Source organism: Actinomycetota bacterium (assembly GCA_019347575.1).
Lineage (GTDB): Bacteria > Actinomycetota > Nitriliruptoria > Nitriliruptorales > Nitriliruptoraceae > JAHWKY01.
The window spans coordinates 1-16,302 of the sequence record JAHWKY010000005.1 but is presented as its reverse complement, the minus strand read 5'-3'; the positions used below and the strand labels follow the sequence as shown (position 1 = coordinate 16,302).

Annotated in this window: 15 protein-coding genes; 5 read left to right on the top strand and 10 right to left on the bottom strand. The window is 71.1% G+C overall.

The window, feature by feature from the left end; translation table 11 throughout:
- Positions 1–94: 94 nt before the first annotated feature.
- Both KY469_04265 and KY469_04260 read left to right on the top strand, forming a co-directional pair.
- The gene (locus KY469_04265) at positions 95–745 is read left to right on the top strand and encodes a transcriptional regulator (GenBank protein MBW3662294.1); all 651 of its coding nucleotides are present in this window, start codon (positions 95–97) and stop codon (positions 743–745) included.
- Positions 738–2,333, top strand: coding sequence for a pyruvate, phosphate dikinase (locus KY469_04260; protein MBW3662293.1), 1,596 nt, complete (start codon positions 738–740; stop codon positions 2,331–2,333). Before KY469_04265 ends, KY469_04260 begins: the two co-directional genes overlap by 8 nt.
- A 102-nt stretch (positions 2,334–2,435) precedes the next feature.
- On the opposite strand, the gene KY469_04255 is transcribed toward KY469_04260, so the two are convergent.
- Genes KY469_04255 through KY469_04245 form a run of 3 tightly spaced genes read right to left on the bottom strand, consistent with a single transcriptional unit; the run spans position 2,436 to position 5,429 of the window.
- On the bottom strand, positions 2,436–3,437 hold the full coding sequence (locus KY469_04255) for a hypothetical protein (protein MBW3662292.1): 1,002 nt from the start codon (positions 3,435–3,437) through the stop codon (positions 2,436–2,438).
- 23 nt (positions 3,438–3,460) lie between these two features.
- The gene (locus KY469_04250) at positions 3,461–4,261 is read right to left on the bottom strand and encodes an SDR family oxidoreductase (GenBank protein MBW3662291.1); all 801 of its coding nucleotides are present in this window, start codon (positions 4,259–4,261) and stop codon (positions 3,461–3,463) included.
- Between the two features lie 13 nt (positions 4,262–4,274).
- Positions 4,275–5,429, bottom strand: coding sequence for an acyl-CoA dehydrogenase family protein (locus tag KY469_04245; GenBank protein ID MBW3662290.1), 1,155 nt, complete (start codon positions 5,427–5,429; stop codon positions 4,275–4,277).
- A 110-nt stretch (positions 5,430–5,539) separates the two neighbouring features.
- Between KY469_04245 and KY469_04240 the strand changes: the two genes are divergently transcribed.
- Positions 5,540–6,994, top strand: coding sequence for an acyl--CoA ligase (locus tag KY469_04240; GenBank protein MBW3662289.1), 1,455 nt, complete (start codon positions 5,540–5,542; stop codon positions 6,992–6,994).
- Between the two features lie 61 nt (positions 6,995–7,055).
- Here the strand turns inward: KY469_04240 and KY469_04235 are convergent, their stop codons facing one another.
- Genes KY469_04235 through KY469_04225 form a run of 3 tightly spaced genes read right to left on the bottom strand, consistent with a single transcriptional unit; the run spans position 7,056 to position 11,034 of the window.
- Positions 7,056–8,282 carry an acyl-CoA dehydrogenase family protein gene (locus KY469_04235; protein MBW3662288.1) on the bottom strand — a complete coding sequence of 409 codons (1,227 nt, stop codon included), beginning with the start codon at positions 8,280–8,282 and terminating at the stop codon, positions 7,056–7,058.
- Between the two features lie 10 nt (positions 8,283–8,292).
- The gene (locus tag KY469_04230) at positions 8,293–9,372 is read right to left on the bottom strand and encodes an acyl-CoA/acyl-ACP dehydrogenase (GenBank protein ID MBW3662287.1); all 1,080 of its coding nucleotides are present in this window, start codon (positions 9,370–9,372) and stop codon (positions 8,293–8,295) included.
- Positions 9,373–9,381: 9 nt separating this feature from the next.
- Positions 9,382–11,034, bottom strand: coding sequence for an AMP-binding protein (locus tag KY469_04225; protein MBW3662286.1), 1,653 nt, complete (start codon positions 11,032–11,034; stop codon positions 9,382–9,384).
- Between the two features lie 100 nt (positions 11,035–11,134).
- Here KY469_04225 and KY469_04220 point away from each other — a divergent pair, with 100 nt between their 5' ends.
- Positions 11,135–12,325: an acyl-CoA dehydrogenase family protein gene (locus tag KY469_04220; GenBank protein ID MBW3662285.1), complete on the top strand. Its 1,191-nt coding sequence runs from the start codon at positions 11,135–11,137 to the stop codon at positions 12,323–12,325.
- 190 nt (positions 12,326–12,515) lie between these two features.
- Here KY469_04220 and KY469_04215 read toward each other — a convergent pair whose 3' ends face one another.
- The 4 genes from KY469_04215 to KY469_04200 form a co-directional block, all read right to left on the bottom strand.
- The gene (locus tag KY469_04215; protein MBW3662284.1) at positions 12,516–13,547 is read right to left on the bottom strand and encodes a hypothetical protein; all 1,032 of its coding nucleotides are present in this window, start codon (positions 13,545–13,547) and stop codon (positions 12,516–12,518) included.
- The gene (locus KY469_04210; protein MBW3662283.1) at positions 13,544–13,954 is read right to left on the bottom strand and encodes an OB-fold domain-containing protein; all 411 of its coding nucleotides are present in this window, start codon (positions 13,952–13,954) and stop codon (positions 13,544–13,546) included. Before KY469_04210 ends, KY469_04215 begins: the two co-directional genes overlap by 4 nt.
- Positions 13,955–14,087: 133 nt before the next feature.
- The gene (locus tag KY469_04205) at positions 14,088–15,251 is read right to left on the bottom strand and encodes a hypothetical protein (protein ID MBW3662282.1); all 1,164 of its coding nucleotides are present in this window, start codon (positions 15,249–15,251) and stop codon (positions 14,088–14,090) included.
- Positions 15,248–15,910, bottom strand: coding sequence for an HAD family phosphatase (locus tag KY469_04200; GenBank protein MBW3662281.1), 663 nt, complete (start codon positions 15,908–15,910; stop codon positions 15,248–15,250). The genes KY469_04205 and KY469_04200 overlap by 4 nt, the downstream gene beginning before the upstream one ends.
- An 81-nt stretch (positions 15,911–15,991) precedes the next feature.
- Here KY469_04200 and KY469_04195 point away from each other — a divergent pair.
- The coding region (locus KY469_04195; GenBank protein ID MBW3662280.1) for a cytochrome P450 at positions 15,992–16,302 on the top strand (311 nt) is incomplete at its 3' end.

Here is a 16,302-nt window from a genome sequence, read left to right as displayed (position 1 = left end):
CTCGTCCGACCGCGTCAGCTAGAATCGTACAACTAAGTTAGCTTATCCTGGAGACCGCGTCGCAGCCTACGCTCAGGGGCCTGGAGGACCGCTCGTGACCGACACCACCGAACGCCCCGACCTCGATCTGCTGTCCCTGCACGCCCTGCGCTGCACCGGCCTCGCTCCGCTCGAGCGCGTCGCCGAGTTCGCGGAGGCTGACGAGTCCGCCATCGGCGAGCGCCTCCGCGCGCTCGCTGCCGCCGGATCGGTCGTCGAGCGCGAGGGGGCGATCGCCGGGTGGATGCTCACGCCCGAGGGCCGCTCTCACCACGAGGCACTCCTCGCGGACCAGCTCGACGCCGCCGGTGGGCGCGACGCGGTCGCGGACGCCTACCGCCGCTTCCTCGTCCTCAACGAGCCGCTGCTGGCGATCTGCTCCGCGTGGCAGGTCCGCGAGGAGGACGGCGAGCAGGTCCCCAACGACCACACCGACGCTGACTACGACGCTGCGATCGTGGACCGGCTGGAGGCGCTGCACCGTGGGGTCAGCCCGGTCCTGGCCGACCTCGAGGCCGCGCTCCCCCGCTTCGGCGCCTACGCCTCACGGTTCGAGGCGGCGCTGGCGAAGCTCCGTGACGACGAGCAGCAGTGGCTGACCAGCGTTCGTTGCGATTCCTACCACACCGTGTGGTTCCAGCTCCACGAGGATCTGCTCGCGACGCTCGGCATCTCGCGGGAGGAGGAGGCGGGCACCGGTGCCTGACCTCGCCACGGCGGCGCCCCGGGTCGTCACCTTCGACTCCGGACGGTCGCTGCCACGCGACCTCCTCGGGGGCAAGGGCGCCGGCTTGGTCGAGATGCACGCCGAGGGGTTGCCGGTTCCTCCGGGGCTCATCATCACGACCGCGGTGTGCCGCGACGTCCGCGGCACCGGCGAGCTCCCGCCCGAGGTCTTCGACGACGTGCGGACGCTGCTCACCACGATCGAGCACCACGTCGGTCGCCGCTTCGGCGACCCACAGCAGCCGCTGCTGGTGGCGGTGCGCAGCGGTGCGCCCGAGTCGATGCCGGGCATGATGGACACGGTCCTGAACCTCGGCATGAACGACGACATCGAGGCCGCGCTCGCGACCGCGTCCGGAGCGGACTTCGCACGGGATGCCCACCGTCGTTTCCTCGAGGCGTACGGCGGCATCGTGCTCGGCCTCGAGGGTCGCCTGCCGGCGCTCGCGGACCCCATCGCGCTCCGAACCGCGATCGCCGAACTCGCGGGCGAGCCGGTGCCAGAGGACCCACACGAGCAGCTCCGCCAGGCCATCAGCGCGGTCATCGCGTCCTGGGACAGCCCCCGCGCGAAGGCGTACCGCGGCCTCGAGGGCATCGACGACGATCTCGGCACGGCCGTGGTCGTGCAGGCGATGGTGTTCGGCAACCACGACGACGACAGCGCGACCGGCGTCGCGTTCACGCGCGACCCCAACACCGGCGAGCGCGTCCCCTACGGGGACGTGCTGTTCGGGGCGCAGGGCGAGGACGTCGTCTCGGGGCGCTTCGAGACCCTGCCACTCGCGGCGCTCGACGACCGGCTGCCCACCGTCGCGGCCGAGCTGCGCGACGTGATGCAGCGGCTCGAGCAGCGTGTCGGCGACCTGTGCGACATCGAGTTCACGGTCGAGTCGGGGCGGCTGTACCTCCTGCAGATCCGGCGCGGCAAGCGCGCAGCCGTGGCTGCGGTGCGGATCGCGGTCGAGATGGTCGAGGAGGGCCTGATCGACCGTGCCGAAGCGGTCCGGCGCATCCGCGCACGCGACCTCGAGAGGCTCGACCGGCCCTACCTCGACCCGACCGCCAGCTACCGCGTACTGACGACCGGCCTGGCCGCGTCACCGGGCGTCGCCACGGGGCGGGTCTGCCTCAGCTCTGATGGGGTCGCGTCCGAGGTCGAGGACGTGATCCTGGTCCGCCCCGAGACCTCCCCGCGCGACGTGCATGGCATGGCGGCCGCCGCGGGGATCCTCACGGCGCGGGGCGGACTCGTGAGCCACGCGGCGGTCGTTGCCCGCGACCTCGGCAAGCCGGCGGTGGTCGGGGCGACGCAGGTGGTGCCGGACGAGGCCGCGAGGGTGGTGCGCATCGCCGACGAGGAGTTCCCCGAAGGCACCGTGCTGACGATCGACGGCGGCACCGGCGAGGTCGTCGAGGGCGCGCCCCGCCTCGTCGTCCCGGGTCGCAGTCAGCACCTGACGACGCTGCTCGCGTGGGCCGACGAGGTGGCCGGCGACGAGGCGGTGCCCGACGGGACCCCGCGCCAACGCCTCCGCGCCGCGCACCGGGCCCTCGAGCCCCACTGAGCCTCAGCACGATGGGGCGCCCCCGCGGAACCCATGCGACTTCATCCCCCGATCCGGTCGGATATCCAATCGGAACGGGTGACGAAGTTCACGGCGCTCCCCTCAGCCGACCGGGGGGACCTCGTCCTCGCGGATGCGGTCGGCGAAGCACTCCAGCCAGGTGAAGTCGTGGGCCACGGCGCGGTCGTCGCCCCGCCGTCGCGTGTGCCCCACCTGGGCGCGGTAGCCACCCCAGCGCGCGGTCGAGAACTGGCGCAGCGGACCCTTGGGATCGGCCTCCCACTCCCAGGTGTCGTCGCCGAAGACGAACGTCGCGCGGGGGACGAAGTGCTCGTCGTCGAGGTCCATGGCGACGTCCACATCGGTGCTGTGGCTGACGAGGCCATCCTTGGTCAGGATCGCCCCGAACGTGAACCCCTGACGACCGTGGCACAGGTGGCCCCACTCGATCGTGCCGTCGTGTTCGTTGGCGAACACCTCCCAGCCGATCTGCAGGTCCTTGAAGATGCGGAACTCCTTCCAGTCCCGCCCGTGCGGCCAGTAGCCGTGATCGAGCCACACGAACCCGACGACCTCCTCCCCCATCGCGGTGCCCTCGACGCGGTAGAGCTGGCTGACGTAGAAGAACGCCTCATCCTGCATCGGGGTGTGGATCTGTAGGCCGGGACCGACGAGCGGGCCGGTGAGGCCGAGCAGCTCGCCCTCGCTCCAGTCGAGAGAGCCGTCGTCGATGCGAAGATCCAGACTCTGCTCGCCGACGGGGGCGAGCTCCTCGCCGAGGCGGGCCATGAGCTGATCCGCGTAGCTCACCCCGTCGTCGTCGAAGTGGCGTCGGACCTCCCCGCGGGTGCTGCGCACGGAGCCGGGCAGCAGCCGCTGGCCCCCCTCGGCGTCGTTCATGATCCACAACCCCGCCGTCATGGGTCCGATGAACTTGCGCTCGACGGCGTACTGGACCCCCTCGGCCGTGCGGAAGCCCCCGTAGAGGTAGACGACCTGTTGCTTGAGTCCCAGCCGCTCGTCCCAAGGGCGCAGCTCGGACAACCGCGGCTGGTACTCGTCGAGGAGCGGGGTGAAGCCGTAGTCACCGGGTCCCTTGTGCACCGTCGTACCTCCGTCTCATCGCATCAGAAGATCGAGCCCCCGTCGATGTTGACGAGGGCACCGTTGATGTAGCTCGCGCGGGGCGAGGCGAGGAACGCGACGAGGTCGCCCACCTCGTCGGGTCGGCCGAAGCGGTCCGCGAACGTCACCAGGGGGTAACGCTCGATCGCGTCACGGAAGACCTCCTCATCGGTCCAGCCGCGCTCCTCCTTGCGCTGCTCGTGAGCTGCGGCCACCGACTCCGACTCGATCATGCCGGGCATGACCGCGTTGGCGCGGATGTGGTCGGCAGCGAACTCGCGGGCGAGGTTCTTGGTGAAGTGCGCGAGCGCAGCCTTCATGGCCGAGTAGTGCGCCATGACCGGCAGGTAGTGACGGGCTGACATCGCGGAGATGTTCACGATCGCGCCGCCTCCCTGCTCGCGCAGGTGAGGGACGACGAGGCGGCACAGTCGCACGTCGACGAGGAGCACGGACTCGAACGCCCGTTGCCAGTAGCCGTCGTCCTGAGCCAGGATCCCGCCCCGCTCGACCTCGCACAGCCCGACCGTGTTCACGAGCACGTCGATGCGGCCGAACGTCTCGACCGTCTCGTCGACGACGGCGGCAGCCGCATCGGCGTCGGTGAGGTCGGCGACCACCGTGTGCACCTGCGGAGCCCCGGCCCACCGCGCCTCCTGCGCGGTCTCTGCGAGCTTCTCCGGGGTCCGCGACACCACGGCGACGCGAGCACCTTCGGCTGCGAGGGCGAGCACCGACGCACGTCCCATCCCGGCACTCGCACCGGTGACCAGCGCGACCGTGTCGTGCATCCTCAGATCCATCGTCGTGCCTCCCTCAGCGGATGCCGCCCCACTCGACGATGATCTCGTTCATCACCTCGTCGCTGCCGCCACCGATGCGCTGAAGACGCGCGTCGCGGAAGGCGCGACTCACCGGGTACTCGTGCATGTAGCCCGCCCCGCCGTGGATCTGCAGGCACGCGTCCACGAGCCGGTTCTGGACCTGGGCGGCGAACTTCTTCGCCATCGAGATGCCCGCGACCGGGTAGTCGCCGCCCTGCAGTCGCCACACCGTGTCGTACGTGAGGGCGCGAGCCGCCTCGAGCTCGGTGGCGGCATCCGCCAGCTTGTGCGCGATCACCTGGTGCTGGTTGAGGGCACGGCCGAACGTCGTCCGCGTGCGTGCGAACGCGATGGTCTCGGCGAGGATCCACTCCGCGTGCCCGATGCACGCGGCGGCTCCCGCGATGCGTTCGTACTGCAGCTGTCGCATCAGTTGACGGAACCCGAGCCCCGGCTCGAGCCCGATGAGCCGGTCGGCGGGGACGCGCACGTCCTCGAGGGCGATCTCCGCGGTGTCGCTCGAGTGCATGCCCAGCTTGCGGAGTCGCCGTGAGACCCGCAGACCCGGGAGGTCGGTGTCCACAAGGAAGAGGCTGACGCCACCGGTCCCGGCGTCCGGATCGGTCTTGGCGACCAGCGTCAGGAAGTCGGCCCGGGCACCGTTGGTGATGTAGAGCTTGGTGCCGTTGATGACGTAGTCGTCGCCGTCACGCACCGCCCGCGTGCGGATACCCGCCACGTCGGAGCCGGCATCGGGCTCGCTGATCGCGATCGCGGCGATCTTCTCGCCAGCGATCGCCGGGCGCAGGTAGCGGTCGCGCTGCTCGTCGGTCCCGTACTCGGCTAGGGCGGGTGTCGCCATGTCGGACTGGACCGACAGCGCCATCGCCAGCGCGGCAGCCCCGCACTTGGCGACCTCCTCGACGAAGACCACCGAGGAGGCCAGGTCGCCGCCTCCGCCACCCCACCGCTCGTCGTAGTGCAGGCCCAGCAAGCCGAGCTTGCCGGCCTGGTGGAAAACCTCGTCGGGGAAGTAGCTGGCGTCCTCCCACGCGTCCACGTTCGGGGCGAGCTCGTCCTCGACCCAGCGTCGGACCGTGTGCCGGAGCGCGTCGTGCACGTCGGTGAAGATCGGGTGGCGCGTCACCGTCTCTCAACCTCCACCTGCCGTCACAGCGCGAACGTCTATATCATATAATGGATTAAGACGGTTGGCGCCGGGGGATCCAGCGGTGCCGGTTTGGACAGGAGGCCGGGTTGGGCACCACCACGCGTGACCGCGCGACGCCTCGCCCGACGTACCTCGGGCACATCGATGCGGTCCTCGAGCAGGCCGATGAGCACCCGCTCCTGCTCTTCGACGACGCCTGGACCACCGGTGCCGAGCTGCGCGGGGCGCTGACCGCGACCGCCCGCGTGCTCAGCGAGACGAGCCAGCCGGGCGACCGCGTCATCATCCGCGCCACCAACCACCCCACCACGATCGTCGCGATCCTGGCCGCGCTGCTCAGCGGCCGCTGCGCGACCCCGATCTCCCCCCGCCTGTTCGATCGGACCGGGGCTGATCTGCTGCGCCACGGCCGCGTGATCGCCAGCGGTCGCCCCGCGGCGCTACCCGGTGGTGCGTCGATCCCGACCTGGAACGGACCGCTCACGGTGCTCTCGGGCGACGCCGCGCTCGAACCCCACCCCGAGCTCGCGGCGACGCTCATGACGTCGGGGACGTCGGGCGACCCCAAGCCGGTGCCCATCCTGCACGCGACCTTCGCCCGTGGCATCCGAGCCCTGCGGTCGTCCGACGGGCCACCGCAACGACGTGACGACGTCAACGTGATCTGTTTCCCGCTGTACCACCTGTCGGGACTGTTCCCGATGCTGCTCACGCTGGCCACGGGGCGCCGCATCGCGCTCCTCGAGAAGTTCGATGCCCTGAGGGTGGCCGAGCTCGTCGCGCAGTACGACATCTCGTCCCTGGGCCTGACCCCGACGACGATCCGGATGCTCCTGGACGCCGATGTGCCCCGCGATCAGCTCGCGGGCCTGCGGTACGTGCGCTCGGGCACGGCTCCGCTCCCGGTCCGCCTCGCGCAGCAGTTCCAGGAGCGCTACCGCGTGCCGGTCATCCAGTCCTACGGCCAGACCGAGGCCGGCGGCGAGGTCATCGGCTGGAGTCCCGCCGACATGCGTGACCACCTCAGCGCGAAGACGGGGGCGGCGGGGCGGCCTCGCCCCGGGATCGAGGCGGTGGTCGTCGGCGAAGGCGCCGACCCCGACGACGGCGGGCTGCCTCCGGGCGAGCCGGGGGAGCTGTGGCTGCGGGGCGTGCAGGGCAGCGACGGCTGGCTCGCCACCGGTGACCTCGCCCGCATCGACGCCGACGGGTTCGTGTGGATCGAGGGACGGGTCGACGACCTCATCCTCTGCGGCGGCTTCAAGATCGCGCCGGCGCTGCTCGAGGAGACGCTCGAGAGCCACGCCGCCGTGGCTCGCGCCGCCGTCACCGCTGTGCCCGACGAACGCCTGGGCGAGATCCCGGTCGCGGTCGTCCAGCTCGACGAGGACGTCGCCGACGCCGAGTTCGAGGCGTGGTGCCGCGATCGGCTCGAGCCCTACGAGTGCCCGCGTCGCTTCATACGGGTCGACGAGGTGCCCCTCACCGATACCGGCAAGGTCCACCGCCCCTCCGTGCTGGCGATCGCCACCTCCGCCTGACGCGTCGGTGTCCCGGTCCTGTCGGTCACATGACCGAGCAGACCGGTACATGGACGGGATGTCAGGGGTTCCAGGGGTCGCGTGGCAGGCCGAGGACACGCTCGGCGAGGATGTTGCGCTGGATCTCGCTGGTCCCGCCGCCGATCGTGGACGCGCGTGTTCGCAGGTAGCCCAGGACCCAGCGGCCGTTGCCCGGTGCGTCGTCGGCGCCATGGTCGAGCAACCCGGCGGCGCCGGGGATGTCGAGCGCGAGCTCGTAGAGCCGCTGCTCGGACTCCTGCCCGAAGAGCTTGAGGACCGCCGCCTCGGGCCCGGGCTCACGCCCCGCCGCCACCTGGCCGAAGGTGCGCGCCCCGTGGACCATCGCGAGCTGCGCGTCGATCCAGGCCTGGGCCAGGCGCTGCCGTAGCTCGTGGCGGTCGGCACGCGCCTCGTCGGTGAGCGGGTCGACCGAGGCGGCGAGCAGCGCGGCGATGCGCTCGATCTGACGCGCCATGCGCATCTGCCCGGCGACGAAGATGGTCGAGCGCTCGTGCGACAGCGTCGTCCGCGCGACCTGCCAGCCCTCGTTCAGGGCGCCGACGACGTGGGTCAGCGGGATGCGGACCTCGTCGAGGAACACCTCGCAGAACTCCGCGTCTCCGCTGATCTGGAGGATGGGTCGGACGTCGAGCCCAGTCGCGTCCATCGGTATGAGCACGAACGAGATGCCCTCGCGCTTCCGGGCGCCTGGCGCCGGGTGGGCGCCGGGGGCGGTGGCCGGGTCGGTGCGGACGAGGGCGAACATCCAGTCGGCGATGGTCGCCTGCGAGGTCCAGATCTTCTGCCCGGTGACAACCAGCTCGTCGCCATCCACTACACCTCGCGTGCGCAGGCCCGCGAGGTCGGAGCCGGCATCGGGTTCGGAGAACCCCTCGCACCAGATCTCGTCACCCCGCAGCATCGGGGGCAGGAAGCGCTCGCGCTGCTCGTCGGAGCCGTGGACGAGGATGGTCGGTCCGCACAGGCTCAACCCGGTGTTGCCGATCAGGCCCGGGGCGCGGTGGCGCGCGAGGGTCGCGTGGTAGGCGACCTGTTCCTCGAGGGTCGCGCCCCGACCCCCGTGCTCCTCGGGCCAGTGGATCGCGACCCAGCGCGCTTCAGCCATCTGCCGTTGCCAGTCGCGGAGCCACGCGATGCGCTCCGACGGGGCGCGCGGCAGACGCCACCCCTCCGGGAGGCGTTGCGCCAGCCACCTCGACAGCTCGGCGGCCAACTCCGCCGCGCGCTGGTCCAGCACTGCCTGCACAGGTGTCTCCTCAGCCGCGGGCGCCGGCCAGCAGGGCGGCGGCGATGCGGTCGCGGTGGTCGGTGGGCTCGCCCCAGACCCTCTGCAGCGTCTTGGCGCGACGCAGGTACAGGTGCAGGTCGTGCTCCCACGTGATCGCGATGCCGCCGTGGACCTGCATCGCGTCGGCGACGACGCGCACCGCGTTGTCGGTGGCCGTGGCCTTGGCAGCAGCCACCGCCAGCGCCCGATCGGGGCTGTCGTCGGTTACGGCCCAGGCCCCGAGCAGCACCGCGGACCTGGCGTTCTCGACCAGGACGAGGCCATCGGCGAGCTTGTGCTTGATCGCCTGGAACATCCCGATGACCTCCCCGAACTGACGCCGTGTGCTCGCGTGCTGAGTGGCCAGCTCGAGGCAGCGCTCGGCGACGCCGGCAGCCTCGGAGGCGAAGCCGACGCAGGCGAGGTCGGTCGCTCGGGCGATGGCTGTCCGTGCCGGCGCCCCGGAGGCGAGCACGCGCACCGGGGTGGCATCGAGATCGACGGTCGCGAAGGCGCGGCCCCGGTCCAGCGATGCCTGCGATGCCACCTCCGCGACGGCAGCTTCCACGAGCACGAGCGCGACCGCGTCGCCGTCACCCACGGACAGCACCAGATCGTCGGCGACCGCACCGTCCAGCACCAGGGGGGCGCGCCCCGACACGGTCGCGCGCTCCCCGGTCGTGTCGAGGTGGCGGTCGCCGGGACGGTCGAACGCGACCGCGACGACGCGTCCGCTGGTCACGGCGGTACCGAGCGCCGCGTCACCCAGGTGCTGCGCCACTGCCCCGGCCACCATCGCCGAGGAGACGAACGGGGCGGGGCTGACGACACGCCCGAGTTCGTGCGCGACAAGGGTCTGGTCGATCAGCGAGCCGCCGGACCCGCCGAGCTCCTCGGCGATCCCCAGGCCCAACAGGCCGCTGGTGGCGAGCATCTTCCACGCGTCGACGTCGCCGCCCGATGCCGCGCCATCGCTCTCGAACGCCGGTCGCGACCGCGCCCCGCCCTCGACCGCGGACCGGACGGTCGCCGCGATCTGGCGCTGCTCCTCGGTCAGCTGGAACTCCACGGTGGCCTCTCAGCCTCTGCTCGCGCGGGGCGCGTCGAGCGGGACCAGGCCCCTGCGGCTGACGCGGTAGCCCTCGGCGTGCAGGTCGAAGGTGCCGGTGACGACGGCCTGCTCCCGCAGGCGGTACTTCTCGACCTTGCCGGTCGGGGTGTGAGGCAGCTCGTCGACGATCCGGATGTACCGGGGCACGGCGTAGAACGGCATGTTGTCGATGCAGAAGCTCACGAGGTTCCAGGGGTCGGCGTGGCGGCCGGACGCCGGGACGACGACGACCATGCAGTCCTCCTCGCCGAGCTCGCTGGGGACGCCGAAGGCGGCGACCTGCGAGACGTCCGGATGTGCCGACAGGGCGCGCTCGACCTCGAACGAGGAGACGTTCTCGCCACCACGCCGGAGGTAGTCCTTCTTGCGATCCACGAAGTAGAGGTAGCCGTCGGTGTCGAAGCGGCCGAGGTCGCCGGTGTGGAACCAGCTGTTGCGCCACACGTCGACGGTCGCCTGCGGATCGCGCCAGTAGCCGGAGAACATGATGAACGGCTCGCGTGGGCGGATGCAGATCTCCCCGACGTGACCGTTGGGGACGTCCTCGTCGGTGTCGTCGAACAGGCGCACCTCGAACTCGTCCAGCGGCCGTCCCGACGACCCGGGAGGTGCCTCGGCGGCCGGGGCGCTGGTGACTGGTACCGCTTCGGTGAGGGCGTAGCCCTGAGAGGTCTTCAGTCCGTAGCGCTGCTGCCACTGCGGCGCCATCTCGGCGGTGATGGGCGCCCCGATGAGGACCTTCAGACCGCGCTGACCATCGCGTGGATCGGGAGGCAGGTCCCAGACCAGCTGCAGCTGCGCCCCGAGGATCGCGATGTGGTTCGCCCCGTAGGTGTCGACCCGCTCCCAGAACCGCGACACGCTGAAGTGGCGGTCGAGCACCCCAGTGCCTCCGTGCAGGTACGGGCCCAGGATCGTGATGACGTGGGCGTTGAGGTGGTACAGCGGCAGGGGGCTGTAGACCACGTCGCCCTCCTCGCCGCCCCGGCGGAGGAACGAGCCGCCCGCGGCGTTGATGACGTAGCGGTGAGGCGCGACGACACCCTTGGACGGCCCGGTCGTCCCGGACGTGTAGACGATCATCAGCGGATCGCGGTAGTCGGGTGGGTCGTCGGTGGTGAACGGCTCGCCGAGGCCGTGGTACAGGGCCTGCGTCGCGTGCACCTCGCAGCCCAGATCGGGACCGTCGGTGGCGGGCCCAGCGGTCGGGTGGACGACGATGGCGCGCAGGTTGGGCAGCACGAGGTCGGGCAGGAGCCGGTCGCGGTAGGTGTCGTCGATGACGAGGACGGTCGGGTCGCAGTTCTGCAGCACGTGGCGCAGGAACTCGCCCCGGTTGGCGGTGTTGATCGCGACCTCGATGGCACCGAGCCGACCACACGCCAGGAACAGGTCGACGAGTTCGACGCAGTTCTCGACCAGCAGGGCGACGCGGTCGCCCCGGCCGACACCGAGCTGGCGGAGCGCGTTCGCGACGGCGGCGGACCGAACCGCGGAATCGGCGTAGGTGATGCCGACGTCGTCGACGACGTACGCGAGCCGGTCGCCCCAGCGCTCCGCGGACTCGACGACGACGTCGCCGAGGGTCCGCCGGTCGCCGGCGCGGCGCCACTCCCCCACTCGACCCTCCCTCACGCTAACCGCTGTATAAGTTATACGATTGTGACGCGGGGCCGCCTGCTTCGCGTCCGGCCCATCACTTGCGACCTGGGAGCCATCCCTGGACCTCGACACGTTCCTCACCGAGGCGCGCCGGTTCCTCGCCGAGCACCTGACTCCGCGACGGGATGGGCGGGACGCGTGGGGGATCGGCGACGACCGCGTCACCATCATCGACGAGTACGAGCCGGATGACGAGGAGACCGTCGTCGCCGCGGCACGAGCGTGGCAGCGGACCAGGTTCGAGGCGGGCTACGCGTGGATCAGCGGCCCCGAGGAGTACGGCGGACGTGGGCTTCCCTTCGCGTACGAGCACGCGTTCGCGGAGCTCGAGCGGGGGTTCGAGGTGCCCGACATGCGCCCGCTGGTCGTGGGGTTGGGCATGATCGCCCCGACCATCCTCGCCCACGGCTCCGACCTCGCCCGCGACCGCTACCTCACCGCGCTGCACCAGGGTGACGTCATCGCGTGCCAGCTGTTCTCCGAACCGGACGCCGGCTCCGACCTCGCGGCGGTCCGCACCCGTGCGACGCGCGACGGGGCGAGCTGGCGGCTCACCGGCCAGAAGGTGTGGAGCTCCGGGGCGCACCTCGCGGACATCGGGCTGGTGCTGGCGCGCAGCGATCCCGATGCTCCCAAGCACGCCGGGCTCACGATGTTGCTGATCGACGTGCGCGCGCCCGGCGTCGAGGTGCGGCCGCTGCGGCAGATGACCGGCGGGTCGTCGTTCAACGAGGTGTTCCTCGAGGAGGTGGCGGTCGACGACGACCACCGCGTGGGCGAGGCGGGCGAGGGCTGGCGTGTCGCGGTCACCACGCTGTCCAACGAGCGGGCCACGCTCGGGGCGGGACCGAGCGGGCAGGTTCCGGTCGAGCACCTCGCCCGGATGGTGGCCGCACTCGGCGACGCAGGAGACGACCACGTCCTCAGGTCGCTCGGGGCGCTGGCGCGGGGCGTGCGGGCGATGGAACTGCTCGTGGCGCGTGGGTCGGAGGCGATCACCGCCGGTGACGCCCCGGGCCCCGAGCTATCGCTGGCGAAGCTGCTGCTGGCACGCAACCAACGCGCGGTCGCGGACCTCGCGCAACGTGTTGCGGGGCCGGCGCTGGCGGCGGACGTCGGGTCGTGGGGCACGTTCGGCTGGGCCCCCTACCTCCTCGGTGTCCCCGCCTCCCGCATCGCCGGCGGCACCGACGAGATCCTGCTCGACCTGCTAGCCGAGCGCGTCCTCGGCCTCCCTCGCTCCCGCTGACCCCGCCCCACCCACCCCAGTGGGTGCAGGTGGACCCGGCTACCGGGTCCAGATGCACACGCTGGGATCGCCACCACTTCAGTGGGTGCAGGTGGACCCGGCTACCGGGTCCAGATGCACACGCTGGGATCGCCACCACTTCAGTGGGTGCAGATGGACCCGGCTACCGGGTCCAGATGCACACGCTGGGCTACTTGGCGAGGCCGTCCTCACGGATGCGGTCGGGGAAGAACTCGATCCAGCTGAAGCAGTTGTCGAGCTCACGGTCGTCGCCGACACGGCGGGTGATGCCCGAGACCGACTTGTACCCACCCCACCTTGCGTCGGAGAACTCGCGCATCTTGCCCTTCTCCTCGGCGGTGAACTCGTAGCCGACGCCCCCGATGTCGTAGGTCACGCTGGCGATGTAGTCCTCGTCGTCGAGCACAACGCTGGTCGGCATCGTGTCGGCCTTGGCGACGACGTCGCCGTCCTCGAACGTGATCGCCGCGGCCAGGCCGTGGCGGCCCTTGACGATGACGCCCCACTCGATGGTCTCGCCGAAGCGGTTGCCGAAGACCTCCCAGGTCAGCTCGAGGTCCTCGAACACGCGGTACTCCTTCCACTCCGCCCCGGCCGCCCAGTAGCCGTGGTCGAAGCCGAGGAAGCCGTCGACCTCCCTGCCCAGGAACGTGCCGTGGACCCAGTAGGCGTGGGTGGTGTAGAACAGCGGCTCGTCGCGCATCGGCATGTAGTACTGGAAGCCGGGTCCGAGGCATGGCCCGGTGAGCTCGAGCAGCTCGCCCTCGGAGTAGGTGATGTCGTCGTCGGTCATGACCAGCTCGAGCGGCTGGTCGTCGCCGCCCGCCCCGACCTTCTGCCCCATCTCCTGCATGAGGTGGTTGGTCCAGCGCCGCCCGTCGGGGGTGAACTCGCGGATCGACTCGCCCCGCGCGCTGCTGAGCGCGCGCGGGTGCAACGCGAGGTGGCCGGACTCGTCGGACATGATCCACGCCCCGCCCGTCATCGGCCCCACGAACTTACGCTCGATGGCGTAGAACACGCCATCGGCATCCCGGAACCCGCCGTAGAGGTACTGCACCTGCTGGTGCAGCCCGAACCGCGTCTGCGACGGGAGCATGTCGGCCATGCGCGGCTGGAACGTGTCGACCACGGTCTGGAAGCCGAAGTCGCCGAAGCGAGGGTGGTCGGTCTGGGGGGTGAGATCGGTCGGATCGCTCACTTGTCGTGCTCCTTCTCGAGGCGGAAACGCGGCAGCGTGTAGCCAGCACGGTCGTCGTAGGTCACCTCGACCCGCGCCCCGATGCGGGGCGGGCCATCGCCGTCCTCGAGCGTGGCGGCGACGCGCAAGCCAGCCTGCTCGTCGAGTTCGACGAGCACGTGCACGGTCGGGGCGTTGGTGCGCTCGCCGAGCGGCGGCGCGTGGGTGAGGGTGTAGCTCTCGATGCGGCCGCGGCCGCTGACGGGCTTCGGGGCGACGTCGTCGTCGAGGCACACCGGGCAGCGCGGTCGCGGGTAGTGGATCCAGAAGCCGCACACGCGGCAACGCTCGATCAGCAGACGATGATCGCGGGCGCCCTGCCAGTACGAGCCGGCGAACTCGTCCTCGACCGGGCGCGGGAAGTTCATCCTTCCCCCTTGAGGGGGGAGGGGCCGGCGTTGCCGGCCTGAGGGGTGAGGTCGATCAGGTTCATCCTTCCCCCTTGAGGGGGGAGGGGCCGGCGTTGCCGGCCTGAGGGGTGAGGTCGATCAGCGTCGCCACTCACGCCCCCGGCTCCTGGTTGTGCAGCAGCAGCGCCCCCGCGAGCGGGCCGCCTCCCGCGGACACCACCGCGACCGACGCGTCCGCCACCTGGTTGTCCGCGCCCCGACCCTGCAGCTGACGGACCGCCTCGGCGATCTGGCCCATTCCGTGCGTGCGTCCCTCGCTGAGGTTGCCGCCGTGGGTGTTGACCGGCAGGTCGCCGCCGGGGCCGATGCCGACGTCCTCAATGAACGCCCCGCCCTCCCCCAGCGCGCAGAACCCCAGCGCCTCGAGCCAGCTCAGCGTCAGGAACGTGAAGCCGTCGTACAGCAGCGCCACGTCGACGTCGTCAGGGGTCAGCCCGCCGGCGCCCGACCACAGGTCGCGGGCCGCGTAGGCCGCCGACATCTCGCGGTACGAGGGGGCCTGGTCCCAGTCGGGGCGTGGGCCCGGTGCGACCGAGGCGTTGCGGAGGTGGACGGGGCGGTGCGGGAGGTCGCGCGCGCGTTCCGGCGTGGTCAGCACGACCGCCACGGCGGCGTCCACCGGAAAGTCGCAGTCGAGCTTGCGGAACGGCTCGGAGATGTAGGGCGATGCGAGGTAGTCGTCCAGGGTGATGGGGTCGCGAGCGATGGCACGCGGGTTGGTCGTCGCCCACGCGCGGGTCGAGACCGCGATCCGGCCGAGGTGTTCGGGACGCGTGCCGAAGTCGTGCATGTGCCGCGTCGCCCACATCGCGATCCACTGGGTCGCTGCCGCGTTGCCGTAGGGCAGCTTGAAGGTGATGTCGGGTGGCATGCGCACGTCCGGCAGCGCGCCGCCGGCGACGTGGTGGCGTGGCCGGGCGTACGCGCGGAACGCGACCGCCGTCTCGCACGCCCCGGCAGCCACCGCGAGCGCAGCCTCGATGACGGCCGTCATCGCCGCGGGGCCGTTGCCGTTCGCGTCGACGTACCAGCGCACGTTCTGCATCCCCAGACCCTGCAGCACGTACGTCGACGACACCGAGGCGACCATGCCGCCGGGGTAGGTGGCGATGCCATCGACGTCGCTCGGCTCAAGGCCGGCGTCGCGGATCGCGGCCAAGCACGCATCGAGCGCCAGGTCGCCCTCCCCCCGGCCCGCATCGCGGGAGATCTCGGTCCAGGCGGAGCCGACGAGCGCGACACGGTCGGCGATCACCCGGTCGCCTCGATCGCCGAGGGCGACACCTCGACCCCCAGCGCCCGCAGGTCGTCGCGGCACTGGGCCTCGGAGCGGAACAGGATCGTCGCCATGCCGAGCACCTCGGCGGGCGGCAAGTTCTCCTCGAAGTCGTCGACGAACACGAGGTGCTCCGGTGCGACCTGCAGCCGCTCCGCCACGAGCCGGTAGATAGCCGGCTCGGGCTTGCGCATGCCCTCGACCGCCGACTCGATCACCACGTCGAACCGCTCCAGGGGCGCCATGCCCTTCCCCGGCCCGGAGCGACGTCCCACGTTGGTGACCAGGGCCGTGCGGTAACGCCCCGACAGCTCGTCGATGAGCTCGGCCATCCCCGGGGTCGGCCCGTAGCCGCCCTCCATCCGACGGACCATCTCGCGCAGGTCGATCTCGACGCCGCTGCGCGACCGCACCTCATCGCGGACGTGGTACCAGAACGCCCGCGTGTCGATCTCGTCGCGCTCCATCTTCGCGGAGATCTCGTTGCCACGGAAGAACGCGACGAGCGAGTCGGGCTCGAGCCCGAGCTCGCGCTCGAAGTCGCGGATGCCACCGAACGGATCGGTGGTCAGCACCCCGTGCAGGTCGAACGCCACCGCGCGGATGTCCCGAGCGTCGTGGGCCAAGCCGTCCGCCATGCTGCGCCGTCTCGATGTTAGGATAGACCCGAAACAGTTAACCAAGTTAGAGCTTAGGGCACCCTAGTGGAAGATGGATCGATGGACCGGGTCGGCCTCTTCACTCCGACGCCGGACCCCTTCCCCCCACAGCATGCACTGCGCGAGCGGGGCGGGGTCGAGCAGGTCGACGATCGCTTCTGGTTCGTCGCCCCCCACGCCTTGGTGCAGCAGGGCTTCGCGGAGGCGTCGTGTTTCAGCAGCCGCTCGATGAGCGGAGCGCCCTCGGACTCGCTGCTGCACATGGACGGCGACGAGCACCGCCGCGTCCGGCGTCTCATCGGCCGTGGCTTCGCCCCCCGTGCGATGCACGGCACCCAAGGCACCGTCCGTGCGATCGCCGAGGAGTTGAT

Excerpts from the sequence above, each read along its gene's own strand:
- KY469_04250 (MBW3662291.1), bottom strand. The coding sequence starts at position 4,261 with ATGGATCTGAGGATGCACGACACGGTCGCGCTGGTCACCGGTGCGAGT.
- KY469_04210 (MBW3662283.1), bottom strand. The coding sequence starts at position 13,954 with ATGAACTTCCCGCGCCCGGTCGAGGACGAGTTCGCCGGCTCGTACTGG.
- KY469_04200 (MBW3662281.1), bottom strand. The coding sequence starts at position 15,910 with ATGGCGGACGGCTTGGCCCACGACGCTCGGGACATCCGCGCGGTGGCG.